The organism is Rhizobium sp. BR 250 (assembly GCF_047445855.1).
In the GTDB taxonomy this organism is placed as follows: domain Bacteria; phylum Pseudomonadota; class Alphaproteobacteria; order Rhizobiales; family Rhizobiaceae; genus Agrobacterium; species Agrobacterium tumefaciens_I.
Genome location: NZ_JARWKW010000009.1, coordinates 14,001 through 30,145 on the forward strand (window position 1 = coordinate 14,001; position 16,145 = coordinate 30,145).

A 16,145-nucleotide genomic window follows, 5' to 3' on the forward strand; every position below is an offset into this window, starting at 1 on the left:
CAATCGTTTTTTGTTATGCCCTCAACGGCACAACGTTGGACTCCACCTCACCGACGAGAGACATCACAAAAGCCTCCCAAGCGGTCAACGCCGCGCGCTTCTCTTCGCGAAAATCGTGCCGAATGTAGACGGCTGCGACACCCGAGATCGTGCCACCGGAATGGTTCAGAATTGCTTCAGTGATGTGTATCGGAGTGCCGAGACGCGCCATCCCCGAAGCTGCAGTTCTTCGGAGATCGTGCAGGCCCCACTGTTGAAGCTTTACCTTCTTCGGATCATCGCCTCGCTCCACTGCCTCTTTCTTCATGATTTCCAGCATCGTCGCATCGAGCCGCGCCTTCGACCTAGAGAAGCCAGAGACCGCCGTTGTCGCCGTGGTTGTGAACAGGAAATCGCATCCCCTCACCCGCTCGATGGACTGGATCTCCCGAAGCGCTTTGCCGCCAAGTGGAACGAAGTTCTCCCGGCCGTTTTTGGATCGCTCTTTCGGCAACAGCCAGTGTTGATCATTTAACTTCAGATTGAGTTCCCGCCACGTCAAGCCGGACACCTCCTGGCGACGCTGAGCTGTCAGGAGAAGAAGCCGCCACATCGGACCGAACGGATACCCATGCTGCTTGGTGGCCTGCCAGAATATTCTAAGTTCGTCGTCGGTTAGTACGCGGTCACGGCTGCTTTCGACTGTGAATTTCTTCAGACCCGTCATCGGGTTGGCCTTCACAACATCGCGGCCGACCATCCAGTTGAAAAACGTGCTTAAGGTCACGAATACTCGATTGGCGGTGACCGGGCTGCCTCGCTCCACGAGACCATCAAGGAGCCGCACCACATCGGATTTCGTGATATCGCGGACGTCGCGCCCTAGCCATGCCTCAGGCGGCTTCTTCGCCCCTTTGCGATTCCTAGAGATGAGGTATGCTTCCAAATCCTCATCAATGCCTTCTCGGTTCAGATATCCGATTTCAGCGCGAAATTGCCGGCGGGTTTCCTGCCAAGAGCGGTTCTTCGGTTTGACGGTGCCGTGCACGAACTTTGCTGCCATAGCCTCGACTAGGAATTCCTTGTCATCCACTCGCGCCACCGCCTGAGCTGCGGCCTCGGTCTTCCGACGGGTCAGGTTTTGACCTTCGGTCAGCGCTCGAAGCTCCCGCCTTGCGACCGCCCTCGCCTCTGGCAGCGTCATCGCCGAACCGATTGCCGGATCTTCCTCAAGCGGCTTCTCACGCTCGATAATGACGGGGCCGAGTGTCAGCTTTGCGGGCTTTCCGTTCTGGCGATAGCGCAGTGCCCAGCTCTTCGCCCCAGCCGGTTGCACGACCAGATACAGGCCAGGCAACGCGGCATCGGGGATCTCTTGTCTTGTTACCCCGTTACCCTGAGCGCCCTTTACGGCCAAGATTGTGAGGGTTTTTGCGATGCGTTTCGCCATGGATCAAATGCCCTTCGGGGTAACGCGGGGTAACACAATCTGGGTGTTAGGGGGCGTTACGTCATGTTGCGATCAAGTGCTAACATATTCCCGAAAAGCCTTTTTTCGCAATACGTTCCGTATGGGGCTTGTTATCGTGTGTTACCCTGTGATAGGGTCGGCACGCTTCTGGGGGTCAAGGGGTCGTGGGTTCGAATCCCGCCGCTCCGACCATTAAATCAGATAGATAGCCAGTTCCCCCAGAGCTGGCTATATTTGTTTCAGCTCTCTTGTAAGCGGCGCCATGCGCGAATTTAACAGACCCGGTTCGGGTGTGCGTTTATCAAAGCCTGAGAATGAGGTGTGCCGGGATGGCTAAAAAACCGAAAATAGAACACTCGGAATTCTCGGGCGAGTTTGAAGATGAGGGTATCACGGTCCTCGTTGATATCTACCGGCCGGCCGGCACCCAGCAGGATTGGACGCTCGAGGTTATCAGCGAGCACGACGATGTCACCACCTGGGATGAACCTTTCGCGACAGACAAGGACGCCTGGGAAGAATTTCTGGCCACCTGCGAGAAAGACGGGATTCGCAGTTTCCTGGATGGCGAGGACCCGTCAGTTCATTGACGTTTGATTTCGCGGCACCGCAGGGATTTTGGGCAGGTATCCCGCGCTGCGGCCATTCTCCTGAGCATTCTCCGGTTTAATTCCTGAAAAATCTCAATTCCAAAGCCGCCGACTGTCGAAAGACCGCGCATATTTGCCTTGTTGACTCTTCGCTAAAATTAGAACATTTAGTGAACAAAAGAGAGGTCATCCAATATGTCCAACGCTGAAAAAATCACCCCGATGCGGCCTGACGACATAGCGGGATATATCATCCAGTGTCATGACGGCGATGCGAAGGCTGCTGTCGAAGCTCTTCTCGGCGAAATCGAGCATTTGCAGGAACAGCTTTCCCTTGCGGTTGCCATCATGGGAAAGGGATATACGCGCGGATGGACGCCGGATATCGGGCGCGATTGAACCGAAGGCTTGCACTCCACAAGCCGTTTTTGGCGCAGCTTGTGGAGCGTGAGGAATGGCGTAGTGCCGGTGCGTGTTCAGCCAGCCAGCCGCAATTCGCGGCTTTGCGCCAGCCCCTATGACATGCATCATCAGGACGGAACGCAAAGTCCGTTCAGATCATCATGCAGGCAGCGTGCCGGAAGCCGCTTTCAGTACTCGTTGGATGCAATGGCGACGTCGTCGATGATGGGGAGTTTTTCCGCGTTTTCCCAGGTCCGGTCCATGGCGTAGGTTTCCGACAGATAAGGGATGCCGATATGGCCGAAGCGGAAGGAAAGCTGGCTTTCCGCCTGTTCTTCGTCGAGCCCCGCAACGCGGCTGAGATAGAGCGCAGTGGCGAGGCCTGTCCTGTCTGCGCCGGCCTTGCAATGGATAAGGATGGGTTTCGGCGCGTCACGCATGATCGCGACCAGCTCGTTGACCCTGTTCATGTCGAGTTCCTGGCTGGCCGACATGCCGAAATCTATGTGATTCAGTCCAAGCTGACGCGAGGTTTCGACCTCTCCCTGATACCAGGCCTTGGATTCGTTGGCGCCGCGCAGATTGATGACGGTCCTGATACCGTAATCCTTGGTATAGCGGACAAGTTCCTCGGTACTCGGCTGGTTGGAGCGATAAAGTTGCCCCGCAACCACCTCATGAAAATTGCCCAGGAGCTGAATGCCGTAGAGATAACCGCCTGTGGCAAGCACAGCAATGCCCATGCCCCAAAAGGAGCACTTCCAAAATCTTCTCATAATAAGACGGCCCTCTGATTGAACGAGAGAACCGATACAGACGGATTCTGACAGTAAGCTGAAAGTTATGCGACAGTATTGTAAGAGTAGAAAAATCGCGCCCGGCTTAAGGTGATTTCGGCCCCGGCGGATCCGAAATCATCCTGATTCACATCGATAAAGTCCGGCGGGACCTCAGGTGAAAACCGCACAGATTTTTCGCCGTCCTATTCCCGTCAACGCACGAAAACGTAGACCGCATAGACCGCAATGAGGGCGCCTGCCGCTGCCGCCGTTATGACGCCGAGGCGTTTTTCGATGAAATGGCGCACCGATTCCCCGTATTTCTGCAGCAGTCCTGCGAGGATGAAAAAGCGGGCGCCGCGTGTGACGACGGCCGAAAGAATGAACAGGCCGAGGCTGATATTGGCCGCGCCGGAAAGAATCGTGACGACCTTGATCGGCGGCAGATGCGCGAGCCCCGATGTCACCAGCAGGAGAATGATGGTTTCGTAATTCACCGAACTCTTGAGATGCTCGAAACTGTCGAGCTTGCCGTAAAATTCGAGAATGGGCCGCGCGACGCTCTCAAAGGCGTAATGGCCGAGAAACCAGCCGGCAATGCCACCGAGAACCGAGGCGACGGTTGCCACCAGTGCATAAAACATCGCCTTTTTCGGCTTGGCCAGCACCATGGGCAGGAACAGCACATCCGCAGGCACGACGAAGACGGAGCTTTCCACGAAGGCGACGATCGCAAGCCACCAGACGGCGGTTTTGCGGGCGGCCAGCGCCATCGTCCAGGCATAGAGGTTTTTCAGCATTTCATATCCCCGGGGAAGAGCATTGCGGAGTGAGGGCGGGCGGAAGATGAAGCCTTTCAGCGAGGCTATATTGCATTTTTCCGATGGCGGCGGGCGGACAGCTGCGAAAAGAGGATGAGAGACAAGGCAAGAGGATGGCAAAGGGCGGATAATTTATTCTGCATTGCAAAAAGCAGGAAAGGCAAGCGATTCCAACCCCCGGCGATAGATGGTTGCTGCGATGCGAAATTTCACCCTGTGGTAGATGAACTCGCCTTTTTGCTGTAGAATGAGACGTGGAGGAAAGAGGAGGAAGTTATCATGGAATATGTAAACTTCATTACGTCGATCAATCCGGTCATACTTGTCATACTGCTGATTGTGCTTCTTGCGGGCGCTTACAGCAACTGGGTTTCCCATTAGCGGAAGCCAATGAACGGCTGCCGTGACGATGCCGATTTTCCATCGGAGATAGGCATGTGGCCGGATGAATGATATCACCCCCGGGAGTTAAACAACGTCCGGGAAGCAGCATGACGAACGAATTCGCATTCACTGATACGTCTGAGAAGCTCAGCACGACGCTTGAGAAGCTGATAGGAAAGCTGCAGGGCCAGACGATCACGTTGCGCGAGTTGATGGAAGCAATCGGCGAACAGGGCCTCTTGCTCATCTGCGCGATCGCCTCTCTACCCTTTCTCATTCCGGTATCCATTCCCGGCGTCAGCACCGTTTTCGGCGCCGCGATCATCCTTGTCAGCCTGGCGATCACCCTCAACCGCCTGCCCTGGCTGCCCGCAAAGATCCTCGACCGGCAGATGGAAACGGCAAAGCTCGTTCCCGCACTTCAAAAAGGCGTCGCCATCGTCTCCAAGCTCGATGGCTTCATCCGTCCGCGCATCCCCGCGCTGACGACGGGCATCATCGCCAACAGGATAAACGGGCTTGCCCTGATGACGGCGGGCGTGTTGCTGATGATGCCGCTCGGCTTCATTCCCTTCTCCAACACCCTGCCCGGCGTCGCCATCCTGCTTTTATCGGCCGGCATGATCCAGAGGGACGGCCTCACCGTGCTAGGCGGTTACCTGTTTCTCGGCCTCACAGCGATCTATTTCGCCGCCCTCGCCTATGCCGCCTTCTGGGCCGGCCAGGGCATCAGCAGCTCCATCGGCGGTTAAGGCTGCCGGCGGCCGCCATTGCGGGTGTCGCGGCGGTTCTGCCGCGATGCCCACCAGACCGCCAGCCGACGCCGCTGGCGGCGAACCGCCGGCAGATCGTGGGACAGCACCACAAGACCGAGCGGAATCATCCAGAAACCGAGAACCGGCAGGAACCCCAGCGTTCCGCCCACCACCAGCGCAGAGCCCGTCGCGATCCTGCCGACGCGCGAACGCGGCATTGCAACGCTCCATTTTCCGACATTGAGGCGATGCGTTCTGTGGTCCATACCGAATTTCATTCCATCCTGCCCTTTTGCATCTGGCCTGTGGATAATTTTTTCACCGTCGATAAGCCCGGAAAATCGGGACTTCGGAGGGATAAAACAAGAGGAATGCGTTTTTTTTTTAAAAAACCGCTTGGCAAATCGGAAAAGCATTTGTATTACCCCGCTCACACCGCGCCAAGCAGCGCACGTTCCCTGGTAGCTCAGCGGTAGAGCATTCGACTGTTAATCGACAGGTCGCCGGTTCGAATCCGGCCCGGGGAGCCATTTTTCTCAAAAACATCTCGTGAAGAGCGAAGTGCAGCTGCACTCGCCCGATCCGGTTCGTGGCGTTTTCGTCCCGGCCCTGTGTTACCGGGCCGTAGGAACGTCAGGTCTTCTTGACCACACGCTTCGTCGCTTTCGTGGTGCCGGTAAGTGCCGGCGGATCGCTGGCGGGGAAACTTTCTTCAAGACTCTCAGTCAGATCGTCCACTTTTTCCTTGCTCGCAGCCTTCTGCTCTTTCTCAAGCGATTTTACCGCTGGCGACTTGGTTTTTTTTGATGTGTCCTTCTTCACCGGGGCCTTGGTCACTGCCGTCTTGCTCGCCGCCGCCTTGCTTGATGGGGCCTTGCTCGCTGGAGCCTTCTTCACCGCAGGTTTTTTCGCCCCGTTTCTGCCGGTGGTTCCGGCGGGTTCCGCGTTGGCGGAAATCTCCCGTTCCGCCTCCATCCAGTGCCTTTCGTGGTGCCCCTCCGGCCTTCCTTCCCTTTCCCATATTGCGCGCGCTTTTTCACGAATTGCGGCTTCGCGATCATGGTTCATAACGGGGCCTCCCTCTTTCGTTGCGCCGGTTTTGATTGTGCCATTGAAAAAACAGAAAAAGCTAGAGATTGTTCCGCGCTGCTCCGTCGCGACCAGGCATTTTCTCAAAAAAGGGAACCGTCCCCGCCGGCTGATCGTTTGCCCGGCACGAAACCCCGCAGGAGGATCATCCATGGACGCCCCGAAGCATAAGGATAAACAGCGCCTCGACATTCGCGATGCGGACGTGGCGCATTTCGAAACCGACAGCGAACTCAAATCGAAAGAGGGCGAGATTTATCCGGACGAATCCATGAGCCTGCGGGCACGCCGGCAGGCGGCGCGGCAGCATGAGGATGCCTTCATCGTCGCCACCGATCTTGAGGACGACGACCAGCGCGAGGCCACACCCGGCGTCCGGGAGCAACCATAGGCCCTTTAAACGCATAAGGCGGGCCATAGCCCGCCTTTATAGGGAAGATGGTGGTCTGTCCGGTCTTCAGCGGCGGACGGAAACAATGGTCCTGCGATTGAAATTGGACACCTGCACCCGGCCGGACTGGTTGCCGCCGAGGATTTGGGCCGTCTTGCCGCTCATGCTCTTCAGAATGCCGGCATGATAACCGCGACCATTGCGAATAACGACGACATCGCCGGGTTTGGCCTGGTTGACTGGAACGGCGTAACCGAAAGACGTCCAGGATTTCGCAAACCCATAGGATTTGGGAGACTGCCGGCCGGCCTTGCTGGCGACGGCATGCAGGAAAAGACCGCACCACGGCGTGCTGCGGGGATTTGCCCCAAGAATGGTCTTCAGGCTCTTGTTGTTCTTCGATTCATGCAGCCCGGTGTATTTCTCGGCCTGGTTCAGCATGCCGGCCGAGGCTGGCGCCAGGACTGTAAAAGACAAGGCAGCGGATAGAATTAACGCGGATACTCTCAAACGTCTCGCCCTTATGTTAGAGGGCGTCCGTGTATTGTGACAATTTAGCGACAATTTGACGAGAAATGGGCAGAAATCAGACGCCTATTCATGCGCGCTGATCTGTCACTGCTTCAAAACAGGCTGCCCTGCGCTTCATCGGCGCGGCTGCGCCCGGCATTTTCGAGATCCAGCATGCGCAATTTTGTGGTGGTTCCGCCCGGTGCGGAAAAGCCACCCAGCCTGCCGCCGGCGGCCAGAACACGGTGACAGGGAATGATCAGCGGCACCGGATTTTTCGCCATGGCCTGGCCGACATCGCGGGCCTTTTCCATGCCGAGGCCGAGCGTCTTTACAATGCCGCCATAGGTCGTGGTGCTGCCCCAGCCGATCTGCCGCGCAACCGCATAAACATCGAGGAAGAAGCGTTCCTGCCCGGCCAGATCGAGTTCGACGGCGGCAAAATCGATCGGCTCACCGCTGAAATAACGGGTAACCATCGAGATCACCTCACGCGTGCGTGTTTCCGGCACCGCGATCGTGGATGACGGCAGACGTTTCAGGATAAGCCTTTCGGTCTCGCCGGCATCAGCACCGGGCAATTGCAGACGGGCGATTCCGCGACCTCCCCATGCAAGACCGCAATGGCCGAGCGCTGTCGGAAAAACAATATAGCCGTAATGGTTGGTCATCACATTCATTCATCCGCTTTCGGGCAGACACGATGCCATATCCTGCGTCCGAAACAACCCGTTTCCTGACCCCTTAAAAAACAAGGCCACCCGGTCTTCGCGGGTGGCCCTTTTTGCATCTGTCCTGAAAATCCGCTCAGGATACGATTTTATTGTGCGCTTCCGCCTTGTCCTCCATCAGGCATTGCGCCTGCCGGCTGGCCGCGACGAAGGCGGTGCGGGCGATTTCCCCCGCCACGTCGCCCATCAGCGAGGCGCGGCACAGGCGCAGCGCCTGTTCATGCGCCTTGCCGCCGCGTTCGGGCCATTCATGCTGGAGAAAATCGAAGGCTTCATAAACGCCGTTGAAAATCCGGGGAGCGCCGTTTTCAAGGGATATGGTAACGGACTTTTCCCACTTAACATCATTCAGCAACATTGATTGCACTTCCATGCTCTATTAACCCGCGACAAACGCCGGCTCCTCCAGTTGGTTCCCTTCGCTTTCGGTTTCAAGGGCGAAAAAATAACCCTCGATAAACCATGTCCCCCTTCTTTCCATTCTAGCTGATTTGCGGAACAAAGCGGTTCAACACTCGTTCAAGCCGAAGTGAACCGGGTCCTTTCATGCCAACATCAGCCTCCCCCGCCATTGTCTGGTTCCGCAAGGACCTGCGCCTTTCGGACAATCTCGCCCTGCTTGCCGCGATGGATCACAACGGTCCCGTGATCCCGGTCTATATCCGCGAACAATTCTCCGGGCCGCTGGGCGGCGCGCAGCAATGGTGGCTTCATCATTCTCTCGCTTCGCTTGCCGCCGCGCTGGAAAAAATCGGCAGTCGTCTTCTCTTTCTCAGTGGCGATACCGAGAAGACGCTGCGCCAGCTGATATCTGAAACCGGGGCTGACGCCCTGTTCTGGAACCGCCGTTACGATCCAGCCGGTATCGCCACCGACAGGGTGCTGAAACAGACGCTGCGGGAAGACGGCCTGACGGTTCGCAGCTTCTCCGGCCAGCTGCTGCATGAGCCATCCCGACTGCAGACGAAATCAGGCGGGCCTTACCGCGTCTATACGCCCTTCTGGCGGGCGCTGGAGGGTGGCGATGAGCCACGTGCGCCGGTGGATGCGCCGAAAAGCCTGAAGGCGCCGAAGACATGGCCGAAATCCGAAAAACTCTCCGACTGGAAGCTGCTGCCCACCAGGCCGGACTGGGCCAAGGATTTCAGTGAAATCTGGGTGCCCGGCGAAAACGGCGCGTTGGAAAAACTCGATGATTTCATCGATGGTGCCCTGAAAGGTTATGAAGAAGGCCGCGATTTTCCGGCAAAACCTGCGACTTCGCTGCTTTCGCCGCATCTGGCCTCAGGCGAAATATCGCCCGCCGCCGTCTGGCACGCGACGAAGGGGCTTTCGCGGCATATCGCCTCCCATGATATCAGCCGTTTCCGCAAGGAACTCGTCTGGCGGGAATTCTGCTACCATCTGCTGTTTCATTTCCCCGAACTGGACGAAAAGAACTGGAACGACAGTTTCGACGCTTTCCCCTGGCGAGACGATGAGAAATCCTTAAAGGCCTGGACACGCGGCATGACAGGATATCCCATCGTGGATGCCGGCATGCGGCAATTGTGGCAACATGGCACCATGCACAACCGGGTCCGCATGATCGTCGCGTCCTTCCTCATCAAACATTTGCTGATCGACTGGCGGAAGGGCGAGAAATGGTTCCGCGATACGCTCGTGGATGCGGATGCCGCCTCCAACGCCGCCAACTGGCAATGGGTGGCGGGTTCGGGCGCGGATGCCTCGCCATTCTTTCGCATCTTCAATCCCATCCTTCAGGGCGAGAAATTCGACGGGGATGGCGACTATGTGCGCCGCTTTGTGCCGGAGCTTGAGAAACTCGACCGGAAATTCATTCACAAGCCGTTTCAGGCCCCGAAAGAGCTGCTGGACAAGGCGGGCATCGAGCTTGGGAAAACCTATCCCAGACCGATTGTCGACCATGCCAGGGCACGGGAAAGAGCGCTTGCCGCCTATGCCGAAGTGAAGAAGACCGCATAAAATTGGGTATCGGCAAAATTTTGCGTGGCTAAGCCAAAGCCGGGAAGATAATTTCTTGCCTTGAGGCGGTTGTAACGGGACATAACGGCACCTAATTTCCGCTCAGACAAGAAGGCTCGATCATGACCATTCATTCCTCTGCGCTCAGTGCTATCGGCAATACGCCGCTCATCCGTCTGAAGGCTGCCTCTGAAGCGACGGGGTGTGAAATCCTCGGCAAGGCGGAGTTCCTCAACCCCGGTCAATCGGTGAAGGATCGCGCCGCGCTCTACATCATCCGCGATGCCGAGCGGCGCGGGCAGTTGCGCCCCGGTGGCACTATCGTGGAAGGGACTGCCGGCAATACCGGTATCGGCCTGTCACTGGTCGCCAATGCGCTCGGTTACAAGACGGTGATCGTCATTCCCGAGACCCAGAGCCAGGAAAAGAAGGACGCGCTGAAGCTTCTCGGCGCAAAGCTGGTCGAGGTTCCGGCAGCGCCCTATTCCAATCCGAACAACTACGTGAAGGTTTCCGGACGGCTCGCGAAACAGCTTGCCGCAACCGACGAGAATGGCGCGGTCTGGGCGAACCAGTTCGATAATATCGCCAACCGTCAGGCCCATATCGAAACCACCGCGCCCGAAATCTGGGACCAGACGGACGGCAAGGTGGATGGCTTCATCTGCGCGGTCGGTTCCGGCGGAACGCTGGCCGGTGTGGCCGACGGCCTGCGTGATTTCAATCCCGACATCAAGATCGGCCTTGCCGATCCCGAAGGTGCCGCCCTTTACGAATTTTACAAGCATGGCGTCCTGAAATCCGAGGGTTCCTCCATTACGGAAGGCATCGGCCAGGGCCGCATCACCGCCAATCTGGAAGGTTTCGCACCGGATTTCTCCTATCGCATCGCGGATGCGGAAGCCCTGCCGATCCTGTTCGACCTCGTTACGAAAGAAGGCCTGTGCCTCGGCGGTTCTTCCGGCATCAACATTGCCGGCGCAATCCGCCTTGCCCGCGAGCTTGGTCCGGGGCATACAATCGTGACGATACTGTGCGACTACGGTAATCGTTATCAGTCGAAGCTCTTCAATCCGGATTTCCTGCGTTCCAAGGGGCTTCCCGTTCCGCAGTGGCTGGCGGCCAAGAGCGAGATTCCGGTTCCGTACGAAACCGTTTGAGGACATGCCGAAATGCCTGTGAATGCCCTGTTCCGTGACGATTTTTATCTTTCAACCGCAGAAGCGATCGTCACGGCGGTGCATGAGGATGGCGGCATCGAACTGGACCAGACCTGCTTTTACGCCACCTCCGGCGGCCAGCCGGGCGATAGCGGCTTTCTCGAGCGCGCCGACGGCTCCCGCATCGAACTTGGCATCACCAAAAACGGCGCCGACAAGAGCGTCATCATCCATGTGCCGCTAGAAGGCCAGCCCTCCCCTGATATCGGCGAGAAGCTGACCCTGCATGTGGACTGGCCACGCCGCTACAGGCTGATGCGCATGCACACGGCCTGCCATCTGCTCTCCGTCGTCTGCCAGTGGCCGATCACGGGTGCGGCCGTCGGCGAGGATGAGTCGCGTGTCGATTTCGACATGTCGGAGACCATCGACAAGGACGATGTGACGGCAAAGCTGATGGAGCTGGTGAAGGCCAACCATCCGGTCTTCCTGCAATGGATCACCGACGAGGAGTTGTCTGCCAATCCGGGCATCGTCAAATCCAAGAACGTGCGCCCGCCGGTGGGCCTTGGCCGCGTCAGCCTCGTCTGCATCGGCGAAAATTCCAGCATCGACAGCCAGCCCTGCGGCGGTACCCATGTTTCCGAAACGCAGGAAGTGGGCGATATTCACATTGCCAAGATAGAAAAGAAGGGCAAGGAGAACAGGCGGTTCCGCATTCGTTTCGGCGCGCCTGAAGCTGTTGCCTGAAATCGGGAGAAACATCGTGAGCACGGATAAGAGCCGTTTCGTCGTTTCGGCGGACTGGGTGGAAAAGCAGCTCGGCACGGCCGGGTTTCGTGTCGTTGATGCGTCCTGGTATCTGCCGGCGCACAAGCGCAATGGCGCGGAAGAATATGCCGCCGGCCACGTGCCCGGTGCCGTGTTCTTCGATCAGGACAGGATCGCCGATCACACGACCGGCCTGCCGCATTCCCTGCCCTCGCCGGAATTCTTCGCGGAAGAGGCCGGCAAGCTCGGCCTCAGCGATACCGATACGATCGTCGTCTATGACGGCCCCGGTTTCTTTTCCGCGCCGCGCGTGTGGTGGATGTTGCGGGTGATGGGCGTGCGCAAGGCCTATGTGCTGGATGGCGGCCTCGACGGCTGGAAACGTGAAGGCCGGCCGCTGGAAACCGGCACGCCGGAGATCGAACCCGCGACCTTCACGCCGGATTTCAACGATAAGCGTGTGACTTCGCTCAGTGCCATGCGCGCCATCGTCGATGGCGGCGAAAAGCAGATCGCCGACGCCCGCGGTGCCGGGCGCTTTACCGGTGACGAGGCCGAGCCGCGTGCCGGCATGCGCTCCGGCCATATGCCCGGCGCGCGCAGCCTGCCTGCGACGGCCTTTTCCGAAAACGGCCACTTCAAGGACCTGACCGCCATCCGCAAGATGGTCACCGATGCCGGCATCGATCTTTCCAAGCCCGTGGTGACGAGCTGCGGCTCGGGCGTCACCGCCGCCGTCATCACGCTTGCGCTGGAATCGCTCGGCCATCGGGACAATTCGCTCTATGACGGCTCCTGGTCGGAGTGGGGCGGACTTGAAGATACGCCCGTCGTCACCGGCGCTGCCGATCCCCTGCCGGTCATTTCCCATGGGCCCCTGAAGGCGCATGTGACGCAGCTGGAAATGACCGCGCCGCCGAAGGTCAGCCTGCCGATCCCGGTCAACCTCCAGACGGCGCTGATGCGGGTCAACAATATTCCCCTGCATTTCTACCGCTACCTCTACTGGCGGGTGGGCAAGCGCTGGCATTGGCAAAAGCGCATGCGCATGAGCGATGCCGAGCTTTCCGCCATCCTGCGTGATCCGAAAAACAGCGTCACGGTTCTCTACATGAACGGCGCGCCTGCCGGTTTCTTCGAACTGCACAAAGCGAGCGACGACGTGACCGAGCTTTCCTATTTCGGGCTGCTCGAAGAGGCGATCGGCGCAGGCGTTGGCAAATGGTTCCTTCTGCAGGCGCTTTACGCCGCCTGGCAGGACAATCCGCAACGGGTGACGGTGACGACGAACACGCTCGATCATCCGCGCGCCTTGCAGCTTTACCAGATGATGGGCTTCTCGCCCGTCGGCACCTATGAGGCCTGGGTGGAGCCGCTTGCCGATACCGAGCTTCTGGAGATTTCACTGCGGAATTGAGGGGGCTGGTCGGGCATGTCTGTCCCGTCCCCTATTATGGGCGTATCCACGCCCCACTCCCTCATTCCTGTGCCTGTCACAGAATGAGGGAGCGAGAGACCAGCATTCACGCCTTCTGGATAATCAGATGCGTAGCCCCCTCGCCCGCCACCGTTCCCGTACAGCGGTAACCCAACTCAGGTAGATCCAGCCCTTCGAAAAGCGGCTCACCCTTGCCCAGAAACACCGGCGCAAGGGCCAGATGCAACTCATCGATCATTCCCGCCACCATATATTGCCGGATGGTGGAAACGCCGCCGCCGATGCGGACATCCTTGCCATTCGCTGCCGTGAGCGCCTGATCAAGCGCGGCTTCGATGCCATCGGTCACGAAATGGAAAACGGTGCCGCCCTTCATGGTGAAGGAAGGGCGGGCATGGTGGGTCAGGACAAAAACCGGAACGTGGTAGGGAGGCTCCTCGCCCCACCAGCCCTTCCAGTTTTCATCCGGCCAGACGCCGCGCACCGGGCCGAACATGTTGCGCCCTAAAACCCAGGCGCCGATATTTTCGAAGCTCTTTTCGGAAAAATTCTCATCCGTCCCGGTCGAACCACCCTCCTTGCCGAACATGCGGTGGAAGGTGCGGGTCTTGAAGGCCCATTGGTGCAGCTCTTCGCCCTTCACGCCCAACGGGTTCTGCAGGCTCTGGTCCGGTCCTGCACCATATCCGTCAAGCGAAATGGCGAAATTGCGAACGACGACCTTCGGCATGGCATTCTCCTCCATCAAGGAGGCCAGATTGCCAGCGCCCGGCAACCAGCCTCAGATTTCGCGTTCCAGATTGACGGCCGTAGGAATTTGCCCGCCGGCTGCTCCCTTGTCTTCCGTGACACTGTTGAGGAGATGATCGGCAATCAGCTCCGCCTGGAATTTGCCAAGCTCGTAGCAATAGGTAATTTCGCGCTTTTCCGCCGACCAGTAGACATCCGGACGGCCGCAGGACTTGGCCGTCAGCTTCACATCACCCTTCAGGCCATAACCGCCGAAACTGCGGCTGATGAGATCCAGAACCTTCGATTCCTTGACCATGATGGCATAGGGCTCAAGTTCCGGGTCGCGCGGCGGCACGTAGCTGACGGCAAATCTGGAAGGTGTCAGGCTGCGGTGAGGCGCGAGGAAATTTTCCCAGGCAGAGGCAACACCCGGATAGGCGGCGGCGCATCTGTCGAATTCGGTATTGGGAAGCCCCATCATCGCGGCCAGATCGCCATAACCATCCTTGTCGCGGCCAACCATCAGGCAGGCCATGTTGCGGTCGCGGCTCCTGTCCGGCACCAGCGCGGAAAAGACGGGGGCTTCATGCTCCGGCAAGGTCTCCGCCTCGCGCGCCAGGTACCAGCTGTCGGTGGCGTTGACGAGCGCGGTGTCGAGCCATTCCTCATTGGCCTGGAGGATGAGTGTACCCGCCAGCTGATCGGCCGGGGCCTGGACACTTGCCGTCTCCGCCGTTCCGAAATCCGAGATCAGCATGCGCGCGCCCTCATGATAGAGCGAGAAGATCGCATTGCCGATGACGAAATTGACCGCCTGCTGCAGCTGATCGTCGGACAGGCCATCGAGACCGGGGGCGACCTGCGCGCCCGCCTCGATCGGAGCCGTCAACGAAACGAAAGCCAGCGGAACGGCGGCCAGAAAACGACGGAACATAAAATCAGACCTTCCGGGAACGAGGAGCGTCACTGATTCCCGAAGCTAACGAGTCACGCAATGGGGTGGTTGCATCACCTGTCAAGAATCGGGTGGATAGTGCTCCATTTCGGGATCATAGCTGCAAAGAAGCAACGCCGATCCCAACCTGAAGAGGCCCCGCCATGACCGATCTCGTCTTCACTGCAATGCCGGCTAAGGAAGCAGAGGCCTTCCGGGCGGGCAGCGCCGACGCCTATGGCAACGCGCCGGAAAAGGCCGTTTCACCGGGCGGCATGCCCTGTCGCCACTGCCTGTCCCAGATTGATGAAGGCGAAGCGATGCTGATTCTCGCCTACCGGCCCTTTCCCTCGCTTCAGCCCTATGCGGAAACGGGGCCGGTGTTCCTTCACGCCGAGCCCTGCGAACGTTACCCGCAGACGGAACTCGTTCCGCCAATGCTGGAGAGCCCGGATTACATCGTGCGCGGATATGGGGCCGACGACCGCATCGTCTACGGCACCGGCGCGGTGACGGCGACGGGTGAGATCGTGTCACGTGCGCGGCATCTTCTGGCACGCGCGGATGTTGCTTATGTGCATGTGCGCTCGGCCCGCAACAATTGCTATCAGTGCCGTATCGATACAGCATAATCGGCAATTACCTGCAATTTTAACTGAAGAACTAAATGGCTCTCAAGCTTTCCGCAGCATGATGCATGGTATCGGAAACAATTGATTTGAGCAGCAAGATGACAAACAATCTCAATATGGCGACCCGCAGCGCGCCCCGCAGCAAGACGAGGATCTTCGCGACGGTGCATTATTTCAGCCAGTCCACCCGAGGCCGTGTGGTTGATCTTTCTGCCACCGGAATGGCGCTTGAACTGGACGGGCCTTTTGCCGCCGCCAAGGGCAGCCGGGTCAAGGTGCAGAGCGACGATCTGGGCTTCATCGAGGGTGTGGTGCAGTGGCAGCACCAGAACCGCCTCGGCCTGCAGCTGAAGCTTTCCACCAACACGCTGGCGCAGCTTTCCTCCTATTTCCGCTTCTTCCACGAGGAAGTGAAACCGACGCTCGCCCGCTGAGCCCTCGATCCCGAAGACCGGAATGCGCAGCACAAATGACGCGCATTCCTGAAGAGCCGGCATGCGCGCCGCGCTTCAATGACAAAAAATTTATCAAACGGTTGAAAACTGGCCCATCCGTCACCGGCTTGTCATTTTGATGATGGACTCCTCGGC

Annotated in this window: 20 protein-coding genes and 1 tRNA gene; 11 read left to right on the forward strand and 10 right to left on the reverse strand. The window is 58.4% G+C overall.

Translation table 11 applies throughout. From position 1 onward, the window contains the following. Positions 1–13: 13 nt before the first annotated feature. Entirely contained in the window at positions 14–1,429 is a 1,416-nt protein-coding gene (locus QD336_RS15295; RefSeq protein ID WP_499171270.1) for a tyrosine-type recombinase/integrase, read from the reverse strand. A gap of 350 nt (positions 1,430–1,779) precedes the next feature. On the opposite strand from QD336_RS15295, the gene QD336_RS15300 reads away from it, so the two are divergent. Beyond that, on the forward strand, positions 1,780–2,040 hold the full coding sequence (locus QD336_RS15300) for a hypothetical protein (RefSeq protein WP_020012294.1): 261 nt from the start codon (positions 1,780–1,782) through the stop codon (positions 2,038–2,040). 195 nt (positions 2,041–2,235) lie between these two features. Further along, the gene (locus QD336_RS15305; RefSeq protein ID WP_269343817.1) at positions 2,236–2,439 is read left to right on the forward strand and encodes a hypothetical protein; all 204 of its coding nucleotides are present in this window, start codon (positions 2,236–2,238) and stop codon (positions 2,437–2,439) included. 191 nt (positions 2,440–2,630) lie between these two features. Here the strand turns inward: QD336_RS15305 and QD336_RS15310 are convergent, their stop codons facing one another. After that, positions 2,631–3,185: a dual specificity protein phosphatase family protein gene (locus tag QD336_RS15310; protein ID WP_269343819.1), complete on the reverse strand. Its 555-nt coding sequence runs from the start codon at positions 3,183–3,185 to the stop codon at positions 2,631–2,633. A gap of 248 nt (positions 3,186–3,433) precedes the next feature. Continuing rightward, complete coding sequence (locus tag QD336_RS15315) at positions 3,434–4,021, reverse strand: YqaA family protein (RefSeq protein ID WP_269343820.1); 588 nt, start codon at positions 4,019–4,021, stop codon at positions 3,434–3,436. Positions 4,022–4,533: 512 nt separating this feature from the next. On the opposite strand from QD336_RS15315, the gene QD336_RS15320 reads away from it, so the two are divergent. Continuing rightward, positions 4,534–5,178 carry an exopolysaccharide biosynthesis protein gene (locus QD336_RS15320; RefSeq protein ID WP_499171271.1) on the forward strand — a complete coding sequence of 215 codons (645 nt, stop codon included), beginning with the start codon at positions 4,534–4,536 and terminating at the stop codon, positions 5,176–5,178. On the opposite strand, the gene QD336_RS15325 is transcribed toward QD336_RS15320, so the two are convergent. Then, positions 5,175–5,459 carry a hypothetical protein gene (locus QD336_RS15325; protein ID WP_269343824.1) on the reverse strand — a complete coding sequence of 95 codons (285 nt, stop codon included), beginning with the start codon at positions 5,457–5,459 and terminating at the stop codon, positions 5,175–5,177. The genes QD336_RS15320 and QD336_RS15325 overlap by 4 nt on opposite strands. 177 nt (positions 5,460–5,636) lie before the next feature. Between QD336_RS15325 and QD336_RS15330 the strand changes: the two genes are divergently transcribed. After that, positions 5,637–5,711, forward strand: a tRNA-Asn gene (locus QD336_RS15330). A gap of 103 nt (positions 5,712–5,814) precedes the next feature. On the opposite strand, the gene QD336_RS15335 is transcribed toward QD336_RS15330, so the two are convergent. Beyond that, positions 5,815–6,249, reverse strand: a complete 435-nt coding sequence (locus tag QD336_RS15335; protein WP_499171272.1) for a DUF2934 domain-containing protein — start codon at positions 6,247–6,249, stop codon at positions 5,815–5,817. Between the two features lie 172 nt (positions 6,250–6,421). Here QD336_RS15335 and QD336_RS15340 point away from each other — a divergent pair, with 172 nt between their 5' ends. Beyond that, complete coding sequence (locus QD336_RS15340) at positions 6,422–6,661, forward strand: hypothetical protein (protein ID WP_499171273.1); 240 nt, start codon at positions 6,422–6,424, stop codon at positions 6,659–6,661. A 66-nt stretch (positions 6,662–6,727) separates the two neighbouring features. Here the strand turns inward: QD336_RS15340 and QD336_RS15345 are convergent, their stop codons facing one another. From QD336_RS15345 to QD336_RS15355, 3 genes are all read right to left on the reverse strand, one after another. Continuing rightward, positions 6,728–7,171 (reverse strand): TIGR02594 family protein, encoded by a 444-nt coding sequence (locus QD336_RS15345; protein WP_499171274.1) that lies wholly within the window; start codon positions 7,169–7,171, stop codon positions 6,728–6,730. A 113-nt stretch (positions 7,172–7,284) separates the two neighbouring features. Further along, positions 7,285–7,842: a methylated-DNA--[protein]-cysteine S-methyltransferase gene (locus QD336_RS15350; RefSeq protein WP_499171388.1), complete on the reverse strand. Its 558-nt coding sequence runs from the start codon at positions 7,840–7,842 to the stop codon at positions 7,285–7,287. Positions 7,843–7,978: 136 nt separating this feature from the next. Then, a complete protein-coding gene (locus QD336_RS15355) occupies positions 7,979–8,260 on the reverse strand; it encodes a DUF982 domain-containing protein (RefSeq protein ID WP_269343829.1) in 282 nt (93 codons plus the stop codon). Positions 8,261–8,448: 188 nt separating this feature from the next. Between QD336_RS15355 and QD336_RS15360 the strand changes: the two genes are divergently transcribed. The 4 genes from QD336_RS15360 to sseA all read left to right on the forward strand — a co-directional run bounded on the left by QD336_RS15360 (position 8,449) and on the right by sseA (position 13,236). After that, positions 8,449–9,888 (forward strand): cryptochrome/photolyase family protein, encoded by a 1,440-nt coding sequence (locus QD336_RS15360; protein ID WP_499171275.1) that lies wholly within the window; start codon positions 8,449–8,451, stop codon positions 9,886–9,888. Positions 9,889–10,010: 122 nt separating this feature from the next. Next, the gene (locus QD336_RS15365; protein WP_269343832.1) at positions 10,011–11,048 is read left to right on the forward strand and encodes a cysteine synthase A; all 1,038 of its coding nucleotides are present in this window, start codon (positions 10,011–10,013) and stop codon (positions 11,046–11,048) included. Between the two features lie 12 nt (positions 11,049–11,060). Continuing rightward, on the forward strand, positions 11,061–11,798 hold the full coding sequence (locus tag QD336_RS15370; protein WP_499171276.1) for an alanyl-tRNA editing protein: 738 nt from the start codon (positions 11,061–11,063) through the stop codon (positions 11,796–11,798). A gap of 16 nt (positions 11,799–11,814) precedes the next feature. Next, on the forward strand, positions 11,815–13,236 hold the full coding sequence (gene sseA, locus QD336_RS15375) for a 3-mercaptopyruvate sulfurtransferase (protein WP_499171277.1): 1,422 nt from the start codon (positions 11,815–11,817) through the stop codon (positions 13,234–13,236). A gap of 106 nt (positions 13,237–13,342) precedes the next feature. Here sseA and QD336_RS15380 read toward each other — a convergent pair whose 3' ends face one another. Then, positions 13,343–13,987: a dihydrofolate reductase family protein gene (locus QD336_RS15380; RefSeq protein WP_499171278.1), complete on the reverse strand. Its 645-nt coding sequence runs from the start codon at positions 13,985–13,987 to the stop codon at positions 13,343–13,345. A gap of 51 nt (positions 13,988–14,038) precedes the next feature. Beyond that, entirely contained in the window at positions 14,039–14,923 is an 885-nt protein-coding gene (locus QD336_RS15385) for a DUF4344 domain-containing metallopeptidase (protein WP_499171279.1), read from the reverse strand. Positions 14,924–15,087: 164 nt separating this feature from the next. Here QD336_RS15385 and QD336_RS15390 point away from each other — a divergent pair, with 164 nt between their 5' ends. Together QD336_RS15390 and QD336_RS15395 are read left to right on the forward strand one after the other, a co-directional pair. Next, positions 15,088–15,555, forward strand: a complete 468-nt coding sequence (locus QD336_RS15390; RefSeq protein WP_269343839.1) for a DUF1203 domain-containing protein — start codon at positions 15,088–15,090, stop codon at positions 15,553–15,555. A gap of 98 nt (positions 15,556–15,653) precedes the next feature. Then, on the forward strand, positions 15,654–15,989 hold the full coding sequence (locus tag QD336_RS15395) for a PilZ domain-containing protein (protein WP_269343841.1): 336 nt from the start codon (positions 15,654–15,656) through the stop codon (positions 15,987–15,989). Positions 15,990–16,145: the final 156 nt, after the last annotated feature.

Coding starts and splice junctions, on each gene's coding strand:
- QD336_RS15295 (WP_499171270.1), bottom strand. CDS start 1,429: ATGGCGAAACGCATCGCAAAAACCCTCACAATCTTGGCCGTAAAGGGC.
- QD336_RS15300 (WP_020012294.1), top strand. CDS start 1,780: ATGGCTAAAAAACCGAAAATAGAACACTCGGAATTCTCGGGCGAGTTT.
- QD336_RS15305 (WP_269343817.1), top strand. CDS start 2,236: ATGTCCAACGCTGAAAAAATCACCCCGATGCGGCCTGACGACATAGCG.
- QD336_RS15310 (WP_269343819.1), bottom strand. CDS start 3,185: ATGGGCATTGCTGTGCTTGCCACAGGCGGTTATCTCTACGGCATTCAG.
- QD336_RS15315 (WP_269343820.1), bottom strand. CDS start 4,021: ATGCTGAAAAACCTCTATGCCTGGACGATGGCGCTGGCCGCCCGCAAA.
- QD336_RS15320 (WP_499171271.1), top strand. CDS start 4,534: ATGACGAACGAATTCGCATTCACTGATACGTCTGAGAAGCTCAGCACG.
- QD336_RS15325 (WP_269343824.1), bottom strand. CDS start 5,459: ATGAAATTCGGTATGGACCACAGAACGCATCGCCTCAATGTCGGAAAA.
- QD336_RS15335 (WP_499171272.1), bottom strand. CDS start 6,249: ATGAACCATGATCGCGAAGCCGCAATTCGTGAAAAAGCGCGCGCAATA.
- QD336_RS15340 (WP_499171273.1), top strand. CDS start 6,422: ATGGACGCCCCGAAGCATAAGGATAAACAGCGCCTCGACATTCGCGAT.
- QD336_RS15350 (WP_499171388.1), bottom strand. CDS start 7,842: ATGACCAACCATTACGGCTATATTGTTTTTCCGACAGCGCTCGGCCAT.
- QD336_RS15355 (WP_269343829.1), bottom strand. CDS start 8,260: ATGTTGCTGAATGATGTTAAGTGGGAAAAGTCCGTTACCATATCCCTT.
- QD336_RS15360 (WP_499171275.1), top strand. CDS start 8,449: ATGCCAACATCAGCCTCCCCCGCCATTGTCTGGTTCCGCAAGGACCTG.
- QD336_RS15365 (WP_269343832.1), top strand. CDS start 10,011: ATGACCATTCATTCCTCTGCGCTCAGTGCTATCGGCAATACGCCGCTC.
- QD336_RS15370 (WP_499171276.1), top strand. CDS start 11,061: ATGCCTGTGAATGCCCTGTTCCGTGACGATTTTTATCTTTCAACCGCA.
- QD336_RS15380 (WP_499171278.1), bottom strand. CDS start 13,987: ATGCCGAAGGTCGTCGTTCGCAATTTCGCCATTTCGCTTGACGGATAT.
- QD336_RS15385 (WP_499171279.1), bottom strand. CDS start 14,923: ATGTTCCGTCGTTTTCTGGCCGCCGTTCCGCTGGCTTTCGTTTCGTTG.
- QD336_RS15390 (WP_269343839.1), top strand. CDS start 15,088: ATGACCGATCTCGTCTTCACTGCAATGCCGGCTAAGGAAGCAGAGGCC.
- QD336_RS15395 (WP_269343841.1), top strand. CDS start 15,654: ATGACAAACAATCTCAATATGGCGACCCGCAGCGCGCCCCGCAGCAAG.